Origin of the sequence: Herbaspirillum sp. NPDC087042 (genome assembly GCF_044745245.1) — a bacterium.
Lineage (GTDB): Bacteria > Pseudomonadota > Gammaproteobacteria > Burkholderiales > Burkholderiaceae_D > Herbaspirillum.
Map to the genome: position 1 here is coordinate 1 of NZ_JBIUZW010000026.1, position 18,088 is coordinate 18,088.

Genomic DNA, 18,088 nt, shown 5'->3' on the forward strand with positions numbered 1-18,088 from the left:
CTGGCGCCTGCAGCCGGGCAAGATGTTCCTGATCGACCTGGATGCCGGTCGCATCATCGATGACAAGGAACTCAAGGACACCTACGCCAACGCCAAGCCCTACAAGCAGTGGATCAACTCGGTGCGCGTCAAGCTCGACGAGCTGAAGGAAGAGCCGCGCCAGCCGTCGTCGTCCCTGAAGCTGCTGGACCTGCAGCAGGTCTTCGGCTACACCCAGGAAGACGTCAAGTTCCTGATGGCCCCCATGGCCACGGGCGGCGAGGAAGCCATCGGCTCCATGGGCAATGACTCGCCGCTGGCGGTCATGTCCAACAAGAACAAGCCGCTCTACAACTACTTCCGCCAGCTGTTCGCGCAGGTGACCAACCCGCCGATCGACCCGATCCGCGAAGCGCTGGTCATGTCGCTGGTGTCCTTCATCGGCCCCAAGCCGAACCTGCTGGATACCAACAACATCAACCCGCCGATGCGCCTGGAAGTGTCGCAGCCGGTGCTGGACTATGACGACATCGCCAAGCTGCGCAACATCAGCGCCCACAGCGGTGGCAAGTTCAAGTCCTATGAACTGAACATCTGCTATCCGGTCGCCTGGGGCAAGGAAGGCATTGAAGCGCGCCTGGCCTCGCTGTGCGCCAAGGCTGTCGATGCGGTCAAGTCGGGCCACAACATCCTGATCGTCTCGGACCGCAAGGTCGATGCCGACCAGCTGCCCATCCCGGCACTGCTGGCCACCTCGGCCATCCACCAGCACCTGGTCAGCAAGGGCCTGCGTACCTCCACCGGTCTGGTGGTGGAAACCGGCTCGGCCCGCGAAACCCATCACTTCGCCCTGCTGGCAGGTTATGGCGCCGAAGCCATCCACCCCTACCTGGCCATGGACACCCTGTCGGAGATGGCCAAGGGCCTGCCGGGTGACCTGTCGCCGGAAAAGGCCATCTACAACTTCCAGAAGGCAGTCGGCAAGGGCTTGCTGAAGGTCATGTCCAAGATGGGCATCTCGACCTACATGTCCTACTGCGGCGCGCAGATCTTCGAAGCCATCGGCCTGTCCAAGGCGCTGGTGAACAAGTACTTCAAGGGCACCGCGTCCAACGTCGAAGGTATCGGCGTGTTCGAAGTGGCCGAGGAAGCGCTGCGCCTGCACACCGCCGCCTTCAGCACCGACCCGGTGCTGGCCAATGCGCTGGACGCCGGTGGCGAATACGCCTTCCGTATCCGCGGCGAAGAGCACATGTGGACCCCGGACGCGATCGCCAAGCTGCAGCACTCGACCCGTTCGAACAGCTACAACACCTACAAGGAATACGCCCAGATCATCAACGACCAGTCCAAGCGCCACATGACGCTGCGTGGCCTGTTCGAGTTCAAGATCGATCCGTCGCGTGCCATTTCCATCGATGAGGTGGAACCGGCCAAGGACATCGTCAAGCGCTTCGCCACCGGCGCCATGTCGCTGGGCTCGATCTCGACCGAAGCCCACGCCACCCTGGCCATCGCGATGAACCGCATCGGCGGCAAGTCCAACACCGGTGAAGGTGGCGAGGACGTCAACCGCTACCGCAATGAGCTCAAGGGCATCCCCATCAAGCAGGGCGCGACCCTGGCGTCGGAAATCGGCCGCGAACACATCGAAGTCGATATCCCGCTGCAGGCCGGCGATTCGCTGCGCTCGCGCATCAAGCAGGTGGCCTCGGGTCGTTTCGGCGTCTCCGCTGAATACCTGATCTCGGCCGACCAGATCCAGATCAAGATGGCGCAGGGCGCCAAGCCGGGCGAAGGTGGCCAGCTGCCGGGCCACAAGGTCTCCGAGTACATCGCCAAGCTGCGCGTGTCGGTGCCGGGCGTGGGCCTGATCTCGCCGCCGCCGCACCACGACATCTACTCGATCGAAGATCTGGCTCAGCTGATCCACGATCTGAAGAACGTCAATCCGCGCGCCTCGATCTCGGTCAAGCTGGTTTCCGAAGTGGGCGTGGGTACCGTGGCTGCGGGTGTGGCCAAGGCCAAGTCCGATCACGTGGTCATCGCGGGTCATGACGGTGGTACCGGTGCATCGCCGCTGTCCTCGATCAAGCATGCCGGCTCCCCGTGGGAACTGGGCCTGGCTGAAACCCAGCAGACCCTGGTCTTGAACGGCCTGCGTAACCGCATCCGCGTGCAGGCCGACGGCCAGATGAAGACCGGTCGTGACGTCGTCATCGGCGCCATGCTGGGCGCCGACGAGTTCGGCTTCGCCACCGCACCGCTGGTGGTCGAGGGCTGCATCATGATGCGCAAGTGCCACCTGAACACCTGCCCGGTGGGCGTGGCGACGCAAGATCCGGTGCTGCGCGCCAAGTTCTCCGGCAAGCCGGAGCACGTGGTCAACTTCTTCTTCTTCATCGCTGAAGAAGCGCGCCAGATCATGGCCCAGCTGGGCATCCGCAAGTTCGACGAGCTGATCGGCCGCGCCGACCTGCTGGACCGTTCCAAGGCGATTGCCCACTGGAAGGCCAAGGGTTTGGACTTCGGTCGCATCTTCTACCAGCCGGAATCGGAACTGCCGGTCTATCACACCGACAACCAGGATCACGGCCTGGACAAGGCACTGGACCACAAGCTGATCGCGCAAGCCAAGATCGCGCTGGAAAAGGGCGAGAAGGTCTCCTTCATCTCCCCGATCAAGAACCTCAACCGCACCGTCGGCGCCATGCTCTCGGGCGAAGTGGCCAAGCGTTACGGCGATGAAGGCCTGCCGGACGACACCATCCACATCCAGCTGCAAGGTACCGCAGGCCAGTCGGCCGGCGCCTTCCTGGCCAAGGGCGTGACCCTGGACCTGGTTGGCGAAGGCAACGACTACGTCGGCAAGGGTCTCTCGGGTGGTCGCATCATCGTGCGTCCCAACACCGAGTTCCGTGGCCGCGCCGTGGACAACATGATCTCGGGTAACACCGTGCTGTACGGCGCCATCACTGGCGAAGCCTTCATCAACGGCGTGGCCGGCGAGCGTTTCGCCGTGCGTAACTCGGGTGCCACCGCCGTGGTCGAAGGCACCGGTGACCACGGTTGCGAATACATGACCGGCGGCACCGTGGTGGTGCTGGGCAATACTGGCCGCAACTTCGCAGCCGGCATGTCGGGCGGTATCGCTTATGTGTACGACCCGGAAGGTGATTTCGCCGGCAAGTGCAACACCGCCATGGTGAGCCTGGAGAAGGTCCTGGCCGACACCGAGCAGGAGCACGCCATGGGTCGTGATATCTGGCACAGCCTGCAACGTGGTGGCGAGCGCCAGACCGACGAAGCCATCCTGCGCGGCTTGATTGAGCGTCACTTCAAGTACACCGGCAGCACGCGTGCGCGCTACCTGCTGGATAACTGGGCGGCATCGCGCGCCAAGTTCGTCAAGGTGTTCCCGACGGAGTACAAGCGCGCGCTGGCCGAGCTGGCCACTGCCGCCCAATCGAAGAAGGAGAAGGTCGCTGCCTGATCGTCATCAGCCAGCGTAACTTTCGAGTCAATCAAGCACGCCGGCGGGCGTGGCGCCAGAGATGAAGAGCGCCGCCCGCCGCATCCTTAGCGAGAATGTGAGAGGAAAATGGGAAAAGCAACCGGTTTCATGGAGTACCAGCGCCTGAAAGAGGCCAGCGAAGCGCCTGCAGCGCGCACCAAGCACTACAAGGAGTTCGTCCTGCACCTGAGCGACGCCGACGCCAAGATCCAGGGCGCGCGTTGCATGGACTGCGGCATCCCCTTTTGCAACAACGGCTGCCCGGTCAACAACATCATTCCCGACTGGAATGACCTGGTCTACCGCGGCAACTACAAGGAAGCCCTGGACACCCTGCACCAGACCAACAACTTCCCCGAGTTCACCGGCCGTATCTGCCCGGCACCCTGCGAAGCGGCCTGCACCCTGGGCATCAACAACGACGCCGTGGGCATCAAGTCGATCGAGCACTTCATCATCGACAAGGGCTGGGTAAACGGCTGGGTGGTGCCGCAACCGGCTGCCATCAAGACCGGCAAGAAGGTCGCCGTGGTCGGTTCCGGTCCTGCCGGCATGGCCGCTGCCCAGCAGCTGGCGCGCGCCGGTCACGACGTGACCGTGTTCGAGAAGAGTGATCGCGTGGGTGGCCTGCTGCGTTACGGCATCCCCGACTTCAAGATGGAAAAGTCGCACATCGACCTGCGCGTGGAACAGATGAAGGCCGAAGGCGTGACGTTCCGCACCAGCGTCTTCGTGGGCAAGGATTTCCCCGAGACCGTCAACAACTGGTCCAAGGAAACCGTCTCCCCCGACGAGCTGAAGAAGGAATTCGATGCCGTCGTCATTGCCGGTGGCGCCGAGGCGCCGCGTGATCTGCCGGTGCCGGGTCGCGAACTGAAGGGCGTGCATTTCGCCATGGACTTCCTGCCGCTGCAGAACAAGGTCAACGCCGGCGACAAGCTGAAGAACCAGATCATGGCTACCGGCAAGAACGTGGTCGTCATCGGTGGCGGCGATACCGGCTCCGACTGCGTGGGTACCTCCAACCGTCATGGTGCCACTGCCGTGACCCAGTTCGAACTGATGCCGCAACCGCCCGAGTCCGAGAACAAGCCGCTGGTCTGGCCCTACTGGCCGATCAAGCTGCGTACCTCGTCCTCGCACGAAGAAGGTTGCGAGCGCGATTTCGCGGTGACCACCAAGCGCCTGGAAGGCAAGGGCGGCAAGGTCGAGAAGCTCATCGCTGCGCGCGTCGAGTTCAAGGACGGCAAGATGGTCGAAGTCCCTGATTCCGAATTCGAGATCAAGGCCGACCTGGTGCTGTTGGCCATGGGCTTCGTCTCGCCGGTGCAGCAGGTGCTGGATGCCTTCGGCGTTGAGAAGGATGCCCGCGGCAACGCCAAGGCCACCACTGATGGCGAAGGCTGCTACAAGACCTCGGTGGACAAGGTCTTTGCGGCAGGCGACATGCGTCGCGGCCAGTCGCTGGTGGTGTGGGCGATCCGCGAAGGTCGCCAGTGCGCCCGCGCCGTGGACGAGTTCCTGATGGGCAGCTCGCTGCTGCCGCGCTGATCCCGCTGACGGCTTTGCGTTAAACGATTTATATGATTTAAAAAGTTTTAACGGTTAGTTTCATTTGACCCTGGACCCGGACCGACGCAAGTCGGTCCGGTTTTTTTTATTTTGGCCGCGTGTAAAATGGGCCATCGCCGCCCGCCGGCATCATCTCCACACTGCAATGGCCACCCCGATCCGCTACAGCATCACCTCCCTCGATCCCGCCTCCCACGTCTATGACGTCAGCGTCACCGTGGATTCGCCGGCCCCGGAGGGCCAGGTGTTTTCCCTGCCGGCATGGATTCCGGGCAGCTACATGATCCGCGAGTTCGGCAAGAACATCGTGGCCTTGCGCGGCGAATCGGGCGGCCGCAAGGTGCAGGTCAGGAAGCTGGACAAGCACACCTGGCAAGCCGCCCCCTGCAAGGGCGCGCTCACCCTGCATTACCAGGTCTACGCCTGGGACCTGTCGGTACGTACTGCGCATCTGGATGGCACCCATGGCTTCTTCAATGGCACCAGCGTGTTCCTGGCTGCGCACGGTTTCGAGCAGGGTCAGCAGGTGGTGGAGATCCGTCGTCCGGAGGGCGAGACATTCAAGCGCTGGCGCGTGGCCACGGCCCTGGCCGAACTCAAGGCCAAGCGCTATGGCTTCGGCACCTACGTGGCACAGAACTACGACGAGCTGATCGATCATCCGGTGGAGCTGGGCGAGTTCGCGCTGGCCAGCTTCCAGGCTCACGGCGTGCCGCATGACGTGGTCATCACCGGCCGCGTCCTCAACCTGGACATGACGCGCCTGTGCGACGATCTCAAGAAGATCTGCGAAGCCCAGATCGCCTTCTTCGAGCCGCGCAGCAAGCGCGCGCCCATGGAGCGCTATGTCTTCATGACCCTGGCCGTGGGCGACGGCTATGGTGGCCTGGAGCACCGTGCCTCGACCGCGCTGATCTGCTCGCGCGCCGACCTGCCGGTCAAGGGCCGTCCCGAACAGACCGATGGCTATCGCACCTACCTGGGCCTGTGCAGCCACGAATATTTCCATACCTGGAACGTCAAGCGCATCAAGCCGGCGGTGTTCGCCCCCTATGACCTGCGCCAGGAAAACTACACCTCGCTGCTGTGGCTCTTCGAGGGCTTCACCAGCTATTACGATGACCTCTTCCTGGTGCGTACCGGTGTCATCGATACCGACAACTATCTCAAGCTGGTGGCCAAGACCGTCACCGGCGTGTTGCGCGGTAGCGGCCGCAAGAAGCAGAGCGTGGCCGAATCCAGTTTCGATGCCTGGGTCAAGTATTACCGCCAGGACGAGAATGCCGCCAATGCCATCGTCAGTTACTACACCAAGGGTTCGCTGGTGGCGCTGGGACTGGACCTCACTATCCGCCAGCAGACCCGTGGCCGCCGTTCGCTGGATGACGTGATGCGCGGATTGTGGGCGCGCTACGGCCGCGACTTCTACGAAGGCGTCGGGCGTGGTGTCGGCGAGGACGAGATCCTGGCGCTGATGGAGCAGTGGAGCGATGCCGATCTCAAGGGCTACTATGACCGCCACATCCGGGGCACCGAGGATGTACCGCTGGAGGCATTGCTGCCGGCCTATGGCGTAGCCTATGAGGTCGATCTGCCCAAGGATGCCCGACCCTGGCTGGGTGCGCGTGTCACCAAGGAGGGGGCGGATGCCAAGCTGGCCACCGTCTACGAGGGCGGTCCGGCAATGCAGGCTGGCCTGTCGGCGGGCGACAAGCTGGTGGCGCTGGACGGTTTGCGCGTGCCGGCTGCCGGTCCGGATGGCCTGCTGGCACGTTACCGTATCAATGACACGGTACGCATCCACGCCTTCCGTCGCGATGAACTGATGGAGTTCAGCGTCAAGCTCAAGGCCGATACGGCGCCGCAGGTCAGCCTCAAGGCCGTGGGCAAGCCGGTGGCGGTGGTGCGCCAGCGCGAGGCCTGGCTCAAGAGCCGCGCCTGAATCGACAGGGCTGATCGCGTCCACCGTGGCGAGATCGGTCCGGCAGTTTTCGTCCATGGTGCAGTGTTGCATCGAGGAAATACCTTGTAAGATGAGAATCCCTCGGAGATTGCGCTATGCACGAGGCAGCATCGTCGTCGGCACAAGTGCCATGCGCGATGTCTGATCTGAGGTTGCCGCCCTGCGGCGACCGTTCTTCCATCCACAAGGAGAGGTATGGGCATCCTGCTGTTGAGTCTGATCGCGGCCTTCGCCGCCGCCGTGCTGTTGCTGGTCTTCGTCATCGCCGTCACCTTGCGCCGCGTGGTTCCTACCAACATGGTGCATATCGTCCAGACATCCCATTCAAGTACGCCCTACGGGCGCGGCAAGCCTGCCGGCAATACCTATTACGCCTGGCCGAGCTGGTTGCCCAAGCTGGGTATCACGGTGACCGAATTCCCCGAAAGCATCTTCCAGGTCGCGCTGAACGACTACGAGGCCTATGACAAGGAGCGGCTGCCCTTCGTCATCGATGCCGTGGCCTTCTTCCGCGTGGACAATGCCGAGACGGCCGCCCAGCGGGTCGCCACCTTCGACGCCTTGCACACCGACCTCAAGGCCGTGTTGCAAGGCGCGGTGCGGCGTGTGCTGGCCACCAATGCGCTGGAAGACATCATGCAATCCCGTGCCGAGCTGGGTGCGCAGTTCACGATGGAAGTGCAGGAACAGATCTCGCAGTGGGGTGTGCTGCCGGTGAAGACCATCGAATTCATGGATCTGCGCGATGCCCCCGGAAGTACGGTCATCAACAACGTGATGGCCAAGGAAAAGTCACGCATCGAGATGGAAAGCCGCGTCAAGGTCGCCGAGAACCAGCGCCAGGCCGAGCTGGCCGAAATCGATGCCAAGCGTACCGTGGAAGTGCAACGCCAGGATGCCGCCCAGCAGGTGGGCTTGCGCACGGCCGAAAAGGAGAAGCAGGTCGGTATCGCCAATGAGCAGGCGCAGCAGGAGATCAAGGCCGCAGCCAAGACGACCACCGAGCGCGACATGGACGTCAAGAAGGTGCAGCAGGTGCGCGGCGCCGAAATCGCGCGGGACGTCGCTGCCGTGCGCGCCGAGCAGGAGAAGCAGGTGGCCGTGGTCAATGCGGATGCCCAGAAGCAGGTGCAGGTCATCAATGCGGATGCGCAGAAACAGGCCGTCACTACCAAGGCCGAGGGTGACCTGGCGGCGGCGCTCAAGGAAGCCGACGGTATCCGCGCCCGTGGCGAGGCGGCTGCTGCTGCCGAGCAGGCCATGCTGATGGCACCGGTCACCACGCAGATCCAGCTGGCCAAGGAAATCGGTGCCAATGCCGGCTATCAGCAATACCTGATCACCATCAAGCAGGTCGAAGTGGGTCGTGACGTGGGTCTGGAAATGGCGCGGGCCATGCAGCATGCCGACCTGAAGGTGATTGCCAATGCGGGCGACATGCAGCAGGGTGTCGCCCGCCTGGGTGACCTCTTCACGCCAGCCGGCGGTACCAAGCTCACCGGCATGCTGGCGGCATTGAGCCAGACACCGGAAGGCAAGCAGTTCCTGGATCAGCTGGCACCGATGCTGGCCCAGGGGGCCACCACCGGAGCGCTGGTGGGCGCGGTGACAGGCAGTCCGACGGCCGCTGCGGTGGCCGGCGAGGCGGGCCGGAGATAATTGCGATGCCGGCGCCGCAAGCTGGCACCGTTAACGAAAAAACCCGCCGGATCGGCGGGTTTTTTTTGTAGCGGAAGAAACCGGATTACTTGGCTTCTTCAGTACCAGCAGCAGCGCCTTCAGCGGACACTTGACCAGCCGGCACGGTGGCGGTGGCGATGGTCACGTTTTCCTGGGTCACGGCGGTGACGCCGTTGGGCAGCTTCAGGTCAGCCAGGTGGATCGATTGGCCGACGTCCAGCTTGGACAGGTCGACTTCGATGAACTCGGGCAGGTTCTTCGGCAGGCAGGTCACGTCCAGTTCAGCAGCCACGTGGCTGATGATGCCAGCGTGCAGCTTGACGGCCGGGGACACGTCAGCGTTCACGAAGTGCAGGGGCACCTTGGTGTGCAGCTTCTGGGAAGCGTCAACACGTTGGAAGTCAACGTGCAGGACCAGTTGCTTGAACGCGTGGACTTGGAAGTCACGCAGCAGAACTTGCTCGACCTTGCCGTCGATTTCCAGGTCCAGGATGGACGAGTGGAAGGTTTCTTTCTTCAGGGCGTGGTACAGCGCGTTGTGGTCAACAGCGATGTTCAGCGGGGCAGCGGTGCCACCGTAGACGATACCCGGGGTTTGGCCAGCGCGACGCAGGCGGCGGCTCGCTCCGGTGCCCTGTTCATTACGCGCAAATGCGATGACTTTCATGTTGAAGCTCCAATGTTGGCGGGGCTCGTCGTTGAATCATTCAAGCGACGGTTGTCCCGCGTGTTAAATATTCCCCGCGACCAGGGAATATGAAAAAACCTCGCTGCAGGAAACCTGCAACGAGGCGAATACTTGTCTTACTCGGCGAACAGCGACATCACCGAGTCGCCCTTCGTGATGCGCTTGAAGGTCTCGGCCAGCAGGTCCGCGCAGGTCAGTTGGCGAACCTTCGGGCAACCGCGTGCAGCGGGCGACAGTGGGATGGTATCGGTCACCACCAGTTCATCCAGGGGCGAATTGGCGATACGGTCGATGGCCGGACCCGACAGCACCGGGTGGGTACAGTAGGCCACGACCTTCTTGGCGCCACGTTCCTTGAGCACTTCGGCAGCCTTGGTCAGGGTGCCGGCGGTGTCGACCATGTCATCCATGATCACGCAGTTGCGGCCTTCGACTTCACCGATGATGTTCATCACTTCGGAGACGTTGGCCTTCGGACGACGCTTGTCGATGATGGCCAGGTCGCAGTTCAGGCGCTTGGCCAGCGCGCGGGCGCGCACCACGCCGCCGACGTCGGGCGAGACCACCAGCAGGTCGTCGTAGTTCTTGTTGACCAGGTCGCCCAGCAGGATGGGCGAGGCGTAGATGTTGTCCACCGGAATGTCGAAGAAGCCCTGGATCTGGTCTGCGTGCAGATCCATGATCAGGACGCGCTCGACGCCGGCTTCCTGCAGCATGTTGGCCACGACCTTGGCCGAGATGGCAACACGTGCCGAACGCGGGCGACGATCCTGGCGGGCATAGCCGAAGTAGGGGATGGCTGCGGTGATGCGACCGGCCGATGCGCGCTTCAGGGCATCGACCATGATCATGATTTCCATCAGGTTGTCATTGGTCGGTGCGCAGGTGGACTGCAGCACGAAGACATCCTTGCCGCGAACGTTTTCATTGATCTCGACCATGACTTCGCCGTCGGAGAACTAGGAAACGTTGGCCTTGCCCAGAGGGATACCGAGTTTCTCAGCGACGCCGCGCCCCAGTTCGGGGTTGGCGTTGCCAGTAAAAACCATCAGGTTCTCAAGTGCCATGTGGGTATCCCTGAATGCAATCGTTAAAAAGTCGAAAAGCCGACAATGCTTGACTTGATGGTCTCACATTGACGGCTTATTTTTTTGACTGGCCCCGGGCCTGAAAAAACGGCCTGTCCGAATTAAATGGCAGGGGAACAAGGATTCGAACCTTGGAATGCCGGAATCAAAATCCGGTGCCTTAACCAGCTTGGCGATTCCCCTACTCAACTTGCTGCTTTCCGTTTCAGCGCGCTCTGTATCAGGCGCGGCGTCTTCGGCTAAGCTAATTCTCTTACGACTGCAATAAATGGGCGAGAGGATGTTCCTGCATCGCTTTGGCTTTCCAGCCGATCCAGCGCGAAGGCAACTGCTTGAGCACTTCGTCTGCCTGATGTTCGTGTTCGAATGCACAAAACACACAGGCGCCAGATCCGGTCATCCTGGCATCTCCGAACTTGCCCAGCCATTCGACGGCTGCTGCGACTTCAGGAAAATGCGCTGTTGCCACCATTTCCAGATCGTTTTTCCCGAAGCTGGAAGCGATTTGTTTCGTCGCATCAGGAAAGTCCGTTATTCTGACGGCTTCGGTATCCCTTGTCAACAACTTTGATGAAAAAATTATTAAAGTTGGAACCGATACGCCTGGTTCAATCACTACGAACCAGCAATCCGCGGTCACCAGCACCGACAGATCCTCACCAACACCCTCAGCGAAGGCATTGCGGCCGAACAGGAAGAAGGGAACATCAGCACCCAGCTTCAGGCCCATTTCCATGAGCTGGGCGCGATTGTAGCCGCAATCCCACAAATGATTCAAGACCATTAGCGTGGTGGCCGCATCGGAAGAGCCTCCGCCGACCCCGCCGCCCATGGGCAGGATCTTGTGGACGGTGATGTCGGCGCCGAGCTGTTGGTTGCCGCTGGCCTCCCGCAGCAGGCGGGCCGCACGGATGACCAGGTCGGATTCGGCCGGTACGCCTGGGACCTCATTGGTACGCCGGATCTGGCCATCCTCGCGCAGCGCGAAATCCAGCGTGTCACAGCGGTCGATCAGCTGGAAGGCCGATTGCAGCAGATGGTAGCCGTCCGGCCGCCGGCCGGTCACATGCAGGAACAGGTTGAGCTTGGCGGGGGCCGGGCAGGCGGTGAGGGCGGTGGTCATGCGTCTTGCGGGTTCGGATAGAGGGAGGGCGGTGCTCAGGGCTGCTTCCAGCCGTCGATGGCCACGCGGATGGCGACCTGGCCAGCCTGTGCGGTGCTGCGGCTCATGTCGATGCGCTTGGGGCGGCTCTGGCCGCTGGCGGCATCGGTTTCCCAGTTGGCATAGACCACGCGCCAGCCATCGCTGGTGGTGTAGCCCGCGTCGGCCTGGCCGGGGCGGGCACGGAAAGGCTGGCCGGCGGCATCGGTGCCGCTGCCTTGCAGCCATTGGCGCATGCCCGAGACCGGCAGCGGCCAGCCCAGCGATTGCGCGGCCAGTTCATCCACATCGGCGGCCACCTGCGGGGCGCGGCCCGACTGCACCAGCGTGGCGATGCCGGGCTTGACGTTGATGGTCGCCACCGTCTGGCCCAGCGGCGAGAACATCTCCAGCTTCAGTTCCTGCGGGGTCTGGGTCCAGATGAAGCTGCCATGCAGCGACTGCGGACGGTCGCCTTCCTGGTATTGCACCGAGATGCGTCCATCGATTTCGATACTGGACTGGTAGGCGGGCGCGCTGGCCGTGGCCGGTACGCTGTCCTGTGGCGACAGGCTGGCGCAACCGGCCAGCAGGCTGGCCAGGCTGACGACCAGCGTGCCGGCGCCAAGGCGGAAACGGCTCATAGCTTCACGTTGAGCCGCGTCAGCGTGCTTTTCAGGAGTTCATTCGCAGGATCCTTCAGGGTGACTTCGCGCCATACCGCGCGCGCTTCATCCTGCTTGCCCCGGGTCCACAGCACTTCGCCCAGGTGCACGCCGATCTCGACGTCGTCGCGCAAGGTGTAGGCGCGGCGCAGCTGTGTCTCGGCCTGCTCCACCTGACCCATGCGGAATTGCACCCAGCCCAGGCTGTCGGCGATGAAGGCATCATCGGGCGCCATGTCGGCGGCCTTCTGGATCAGTTCCAGCGCTTCTGGCAGGCGCACGTTGCGATCGGCCAGCGAGTATCCCAGCGCGTTGTAGGCCTGCTGGTTGCCCGGGGCCAGCTTCATCACCCGGCGCAGCGAGGCTTCCATCTGGTCGTACTTGCCCAGCTTGTCCAGCACCATCGCATAGTCGTACAGCAGGTCGGTGTTGTTGGGGAAGCGTTCCAGGGCATCCTTGAGCACATCGGCGGCTTCCTGCTGGCGATTGGCATCACGCAGCAGCATCGACTCGGCCTGGATCAGCTGCAATTGCTCGCCGTCGTTGCTCGATTCGGACTGGGCGTCTTCCAGCGCCTTGCGGGCGCCGTCGATGTCAGCCTTGCGGGCCAGCAGCTGGGCGCGGCGGACCTGGACGTTGACGTAGCCGTCGGTGCCCGGCTCGGCCTGGTCGAGATAGCGCAGGGCGGCATCCATGTCCTTGCGTTCCTCGGCGATGCGCGAGAGCAGCAGCAGCGCCTGGCTGGGGTCGCGGTCATCCTCGGGCTGGGCTGCCAATACCTTCAGGTAACGCTGCAGGTAGTTCTCGGCATCCTTCAACTGGTTGGTCTGGGCCGACAGCACCCCCAGCGCGAAGAGGGTGGTGGCGTCTTCGCCATCTTCCTTGAGCAGGGCTTCGAACTGGGTACGGGCATCCTTGTAGTTCTTTTGCTCCACCAGGCTGCGCGCGTAGGCGATGCGCACCTCGCGCGAATCCGGGTACTTGCGCAGGAAGTCCGAGACCAGCTTGGTGGCGTCCTTGTTGTCCGACGCCACCTGGGCCGCGGTCAGTACCGCCAGTTCGGAGTCGGGCTTGATCTTGAGCGCGGCGCGGGCTTCGCGCTGGGCGTAGTCGCTGTCGCCGACGCTGAAGGCGCCCTGGGCCAGTGCCAGGTGCGTTTCCATCAGGTCGCCATAGGGCTGGGTGATCTTCTGCAGGATGGCAAAGCTGGCCTGCTTGTCCTTGGCCCGCACCAGCAGACGCTGGACCTGCAGGATCATCGGGCCGCGTGCCTGCGGTGCGGCATCGGCCAGGCGCTGGGTCAGCAGCGGCTCGATCTCGTCGACGCTGTCCGAGAGCATGATCAGGCCCAGGTAGTTCTGCAGGGCTTCATCCGAATGCGGCGCCAGTTCGGTCCACAGGCGCACCGCCACCAGCGCTTCGCTGGGCTGGCGTGCGATGACCGCCATCTCGGCGGCACGCTTGGCCAGGCGCGGATCGCGTGTCTGCTGGGCGGCCGACAGGATGGTCACGTAGGCCGATTGCCACTGGCCGCGCTGGAAGGCGATCTCGGCTGTCAGCACTTTGTAAAGGATGTCTTCGCTCAGCTCGACTGCCGGCAGCGCATCTTCCTGCGGCTGGACCTTGGCCTTGGGCGTTTTCTTGCGATTGTTCGCCGCCTTGGCGGACGCGCTCTTCTGCTCCGGTGCCGCCTGGGCGTTCGCCTTGTCGCCGGACTGCTGGAAACTTGCGCAGGCGCTCAGCAGCAGGGAACTGGTAAGGAGGGCGATGGTTTTTTTCAAGATTTCATCCTGACGATTCGGGAAATGACGATTTTACGCGCAACACTCATGGCTTGGCTGACAGTGCAGTGTAATCCATCTTTGTGCGCGTGCTGCGATGGCGCTGTGCTGTTTGCTTCCGGTCTTGTTTTCGGCAACTGCATTATCATATGGGCCTTCCCGGGCGCCGTCGCCTACACCTTCCCTAGTTGCAGCCAGATGCCAGAATTACCAGAAGTCGAAGTCACCCGCCGCGGTGTCGCCCCCTACCTGGAGGGACAGACCGTCAGCGGCGTGGTCATGCGCCATACCGGCCTGCGCTGGCCTTTTCCTGCCGGCCTGGATGCCTTGCTGGCCGGTCGCGTGGTGCGCAGCACCGGACGTCGCGGCAAGTACCTGCTGATCCATTTCGACCATGGCACGCTGATCGTGCACCTGGGCATGTCCGGACACCTGCGCATCCTGCCGCCGGGCATCACCCCGCAAAAGCACGATCACTTCGACCTGCTGGTGGGTGGCCAGGTGATGCGCATGACCGATCCGCGTCGCTTCGGTGCCATCCTCTGGCATGACCTGGCCGATGGCGCGGTCGAGGAACACCTGCTGCTGCGCAGCCTGGGGCTGGAGCCGCTGGAAGAAAAATTCACCGCCCGCGAGCTGTTCCGCCAGACGCGTGGCCGTTCGGCACCGATCAAGCAGGTGCTGCTGGCCGGCGACATCGTCGTTGGCGTGGGCAACATCTATGCCTCCGAAAGCCTGTTCAAGGCCCGCATCAATCCCCGCACCGCCGCCGGCAAGATCAGCCTGGCCCGCTACGAGCGCCTGGCCGAGGCTATCCGCGAGACGCTGGCCGCCGCCATCGAGCAGGGTGGCAGCACCTTGCGTGACTTCATCGCCGTCAACGGCCAGTCGGGGTACTTCCAGCAGAGTTACTTTGTCTACAACCGCACCGGCGAACCTTGCCGCATCTGCGCCACGCCCATCCGCCAGATCAAGCAGGGCCAGCGTTCCACTTTCTATTGCGTGAGCTGCCAGAAATGAAGGGTATCGTCGAACAGGCAGGCCGCCAGCGGGCGGCAGCGCAGGGTGAGGACTACGCCGATCCCTCCTTTTCAGCCGAGGTGATCGCCTGGCAGAAGCAGCATGGTCGCCACAAGCTGCCCTGGCAGAACACGCGCGATGCCTATCGCGTCTGGCTCTCCGAGATCATGTTGCAGCAGACCCAGGTGGCAGCGGTGATTCCCTACTACCAGCGTTTCCTGGAGCGCTGTCCGGATGTGTTCGCGCTGGCGGCCGCCCCCTCCGAGGATGTGATGGCCTTGTGGAGCGGCCTGGGCTACTACACCCGCGCGCGCAACCTGCACAAGTGTGCGCAGCGGGTGGTGGCCGAGCATGGCGGGCGCTTCCCCGATGACCCGGAACTGTTGGCTGACCTGCCGGGCATTGGCCGTTCCACGGCGGCGGCCATCGCGGCCTTCTCCTATGGGCGCCGCGCCGCCATCCTGGATGGCAACGTCAAGCGGGTATTTGCGCGGGTGTTCGGGGTGGACGGCTATCCTGGCGCCAAGCCCGTCGAGGACAAGCTATGGCTGCGCGCCGTGGCCCTGTTGCCGGAGCAGGATATCGAATCCTATACACAGGGCCTGATGGACCTGGGTGCGACCCTGTGCGTGCGCGGCAAGCCGTCCTGCGAACGTTGTCCGCTGGCGGCGCGCTGTGTGGCGCTGGCCGAGGATAGGGTGGCCGAGCTGCCGGTGAGCAAGCCCAAGAAGGCCGTGCCGGAACGGGAGACGGTGATGCTGGTGATCACCCATGGCGAGGATGTGTTGCTGGAGCAGCGCCCCGACAGCGGCATCTGGGGTGGGCTATTGTCGCTGCCTGAGATCGCCGCCGGCGATGCGGCCGGGTTCGACCAGGCCTTGCGCACGCTGGTGGCGCCCTATGGTGAACTCGAAGGCTGCCGCAAGCTGCAGCCGTTCTCGCATGTCTTCACGCATTTCAAGCTGCATGTGGCGCCATTCCAGGTCGCCCTGACAAGCCGTACCCAGCGTATCGCCGAACGGGGACTGGTGTGGTATCCCGCCCGCAAGCTGGCCGATGCGCCCTTGCCGGCGCCGGTCAAGAAACTACTGCTTGGGGTCTTGCGTAGCGACGACCTGCTGGCGGCGGTCTAGCTGGCGGTGGCGGCACACCACCTGTTCGCTGATGCTGAAATGGCGTGCCAGTTGCTCGGCCAGGTAGACCGAGCGGTGCTGGCCGCCGGTGCAGCCGATGGCCACGGTCAGGTAACTGCGGTTGTCGTACTTGAAGGACGGTAGCCACTTTTCCACGAAGCCGCGGATGTCGTTGTACATCTCGGCCACTTCCGGATAGCTGGCCAGGAACTCGATGACCGGCTGGTCGCGTCCGGTCAGGGGTCTCAGGTTGGCGTCGTAGTGCGGATTGGGCAGCATGCGCACGTCGAAGACCAGGTCGGCATCCAGCGGCAGGCCATGCTTGAAGGCGAAGGATTCGATGAGCAGGGTCAGCGGCGAGCCTTCCAGGTCCACCAGGTCCTTGATCCAGCGACGCAGCTTGTTGGCGCTGAGCTGGGAGGTATCCATGACCAGGGCGCTTTCCTGCAGGTCGGCCAGCATGTCCTTTTCCAGCGCGATGCATTCCACCAGGCTCAGGCGATCGGGCGGGTTGCTGCCATGCAGGATCCGGTGCGACAGCGGGTGGCTGCGGCGGGTTTCCGAGAAGCGCGTGATCAGGGTTTCATCAGAGGCCGTCAGGAAGAACACCTTGACGTCATGGCCGTCGGCGCGCAGGCGCTCGATATCGGTGCGCAGGGTCGCCAGCGAATCGGCGCTACGCGCATCGGTGGCGACAGCCAGCCTGCTGGCGCCTTCCAGGATGCGGGTCTGTACCAGATCGCACAGCAGGGAAGGGGGCAGATTGTCGACGCAGAAATAGCCGGCGTCCTCGAGCACATGCAGTGCCACCGATTTGCCGGAACCGGAGATGCCGGTGATGAGGATGATTTGCATGTTGTCAATGATAACGCATGCAGTGGTGATGGGTGACGACCTCCCCGCCAGGGCAGGTCGTGGCCTTATTCGCCGTTCATCGCGCGGCGCTGGCGTTCGATGAATTCCTTGAGGGTATCGATGCCGCGCAGTTGCAGGATGGTGTTACGCACCGCGGCTTCGAGCAGCACCGCGATGTTGCGGCCGGCAGCCACCGGGATGACCACCTTGCGGATCGGCAGGCCCAGCACTTCCTCGTATTGGGCATCCAGCGGCAGGCGTTCGTAGTTTTCTTCCAGGGTGCTGCGGCGGACCAGGTGCACGATGAGCTTCAGGCGCATCTTGCGACGCACGGCGGTCTCGCCGAAGATGGCCTTGATATCCAGGAGGCCCAGGCCACGTACTTCCAGCAGGTTCTGCAGCAGCGGCGGGCAGCGGCCCTCGATCATGTTGGGCGCGATACGGGCGAATTCCACCGCATCGTCGGCCACCAGGCCGTGGCTGCGCGAGATCAGTTCCAGGCCCAGTTCACTCTTGCCCAGGCCCGATTCGCCGGTGATGAGCACACCCACGCCCAGCACGTCCATGAACACGCCATGCATGGTGATCTGCTGGGCCAGTTTCTTGGACAGGTAGACCCGCAGGTAGTCGATCACCTGCGCCGCCGGCAAGGGCGTGGAGAACAGCGGGATATTCTTTTCGTCGCAGACGGCCAGGATATGGGGCGGCGTCGACAGGCCCTGGGCGATGATGAAGGCCGGCGGCTCGCCCGCCACCAGCTCGGCGGTCTGGTAGGCGCGCGAGGTGTTGGAGAGACGATCGTAGTATTCGATTTCCTGGTGGCCGAAGACCTGGATGCGGCCCGGGTGGATCAGGTTCAGGTGGCCGACCTGATCGGAGGCCGAGACGGCGTCGCCGGAGATGAGCCGTTCGCCGCCGGGGAAGCCGGCGAACCAGCCCAATTGCAGGGATTCACGATTTTCTTCGTAAAGCTGCTGTATCGACAACGCGGAATAGGTGGGCATGTAGA

12 protein-coding genes, 1 tRNA gene and 1 pseudogene are annotated in these 18,088 nt (G+C 63.1%); 6 read left to right on the plus strand and 8 right to left on the minus strand.

All coding sequences use genetic code 11. The features are described 5' to 3' along the window. The 4 genes from ACIPHN_RS24280 to ACIPHN_RS24295 all read left to right on the plus strand — a co-directional run. Positions 1–3,472: glutamate synthase-related protein (locus ACIPHN_RS24280; RefSeq protein ID WP_400441324.1), on the plus strand; the 3,472-nt coding region annotated here is incomplete at its 5' end. A gap of 108 nt (positions 3,473–3,580) precedes the next feature. Next, complete coding sequence (locus ACIPHN_RS24285; RefSeq protein WP_400441327.1) at positions 3,581–5,044, plus strand: glutamate synthase subunit beta; 1,464 nt, start codon at positions 3,581–3,583, stop codon at positions 5,042–5,044. A gap of 166 nt (positions 5,045–5,210) precedes the next feature. Continuing rightward, positions 5,211–7,007 carry a M61 family metallopeptidase gene (locus ACIPHN_RS24290; RefSeq protein WP_400441335.1) on the plus strand — a complete coding sequence of 599 codons (1,797 nt, stop codon included), beginning with the start codon at positions 5,211–5,213 and terminating at the stop codon, positions 7,005–7,007. 216 nt (positions 7,008–7,223) lie between these two features. After that, positions 7,224–8,687: an SPFH domain-containing protein gene (locus ACIPHN_RS24295; RefSeq protein ID WP_400441337.1), complete on the plus strand. Its 1,464-nt coding sequence runs from the start codon at positions 7,224–7,226 to the stop codon at positions 8,685–8,687. Between the two features lie 85 nt (positions 8,688–8,772). Here ACIPHN_RS24295 and ACIPHN_RS24300 read toward each other — a convergent pair whose 3' ends face one another. The 6 genes and pseudogenes from ACIPHN_RS24300 to ACIPHN_RS24325 form a co-directional block, all read right to left on the minus strand. Beyond that, positions 8,773–9,375 carry a 50S ribosomal protein L25/general stress protein Ctc gene (locus ACIPHN_RS24300; protein WP_400441339.1) on the minus strand — a complete coding sequence of 201 codons (603 nt, stop codon included), beginning with the start codon at positions 9,373–9,375 and terminating at the stop codon, positions 8,773–8,775. A 137-nt stretch (positions 9,376–9,512) separates the two neighbouring features. Further along, positions 9,513–10,463: pseudogene (locus tag ACIPHN_RS24305) on the minus strand (ribose-phosphate pyrophosphokinase). Between the two features lie 127 nt (positions 10,464–10,590). After that, positions 10,591–10,667: transfer RNA gene (locus ACIPHN_RS24310), tRNA-Gln, on the minus strand. A 70-nt stretch (positions 10,668–10,737) separates the two neighbouring features. Then, positions 10,738–11,607 carry a 4-(cytidine 5'-diphospho)-2-C-methyl-D-erythritol kinase gene (ispE, locus tag ACIPHN_RS24315; RefSeq protein WP_400441341.1) on the minus strand — a complete coding sequence of 290 codons (870 nt, stop codon included), beginning with the start codon at positions 11,605–11,607 and terminating at the stop codon, positions 10,738–10,740. Positions 11,608–11,642: 35 nt separating this feature from the next. Next, positions 11,643–12,269: a lipoprotein insertase outer membrane protein LolB gene (gene lolB, locus ACIPHN_RS24320; protein WP_400441342.1), complete on the minus strand. Its 627-nt coding sequence runs from the start codon at positions 12,267–12,269 to the stop codon at positions 11,643–11,645. Continuing rightward, positions 12,266–14,071, minus strand: a complete 1,806-nt coding sequence (locus tag ACIPHN_RS24325) for a tetratricopeptide repeat protein (protein ID WP_400441345.1) — start codon at positions 14,069–14,071, stop codon at positions 12,266–12,268. Before ACIPHN_RS24325 ends, lolB begins: the two co-directional genes overlap by 4 nt. Positions 14,072–14,269: 198 nt before the next feature. On the opposite strand from ACIPHN_RS24325, the gene mutM reads away from it, so the two are divergent. Both mutM and mutY read left to right on the plus strand, forming a co-directional pair. Then, complete coding sequence (gene mutM, locus ACIPHN_RS24330; protein WP_400441348.1) at positions 14,270–15,091, plus strand: bifunctional DNA-formamidopyrimidine glycosylase/DNA-(apurinic or apyrimidinic site) lyase; 822 nt, start codon at positions 14,270–14,272, stop codon at positions 15,089–15,091. Further along, positions 15,088–16,224 carry an A/G-specific adenine glycosylase gene (mutY, locus tag ACIPHN_RS24335; protein WP_400441351.1) on the plus strand — a complete coding sequence of 379 codons (1,137 nt, stop codon included), beginning with the start codon at positions 15,088–15,090 and terminating at the stop codon, positions 16,222–16,224. The genes mutM and mutY overlap by 4 nt, the downstream gene beginning before the upstream one ends. On the opposite strand, the gene rapZ is transcribed toward mutY, so the two are convergent. Further along, positions 16,177–17,079 carry an RNase adapter RapZ gene (gene rapZ / locus ACIPHN_RS24340; RefSeq protein WP_400441353.1) on the minus strand — a complete coding sequence of 301 codons (903 nt, stop codon included), beginning with the start codon at positions 17,077–17,079 and terminating at the stop codon, positions 16,177–16,179. The genes mutY and rapZ overlap by 48 nt on opposite strands. Before the next feature lie 65 nt (positions 17,080–17,144). Further along, positions 17,145–18,083, minus strand: a complete 939-nt coding sequence (hprK, locus tag ACIPHN_RS24345) for an HPr(Ser) kinase/phosphatase (RefSeq protein WP_198984347.1) — start codon at positions 18,081–18,083, stop codon at positions 17,145–17,147. Between the last annotated feature and the right edge of the window lie 5 nt (positions 18,084–18,088).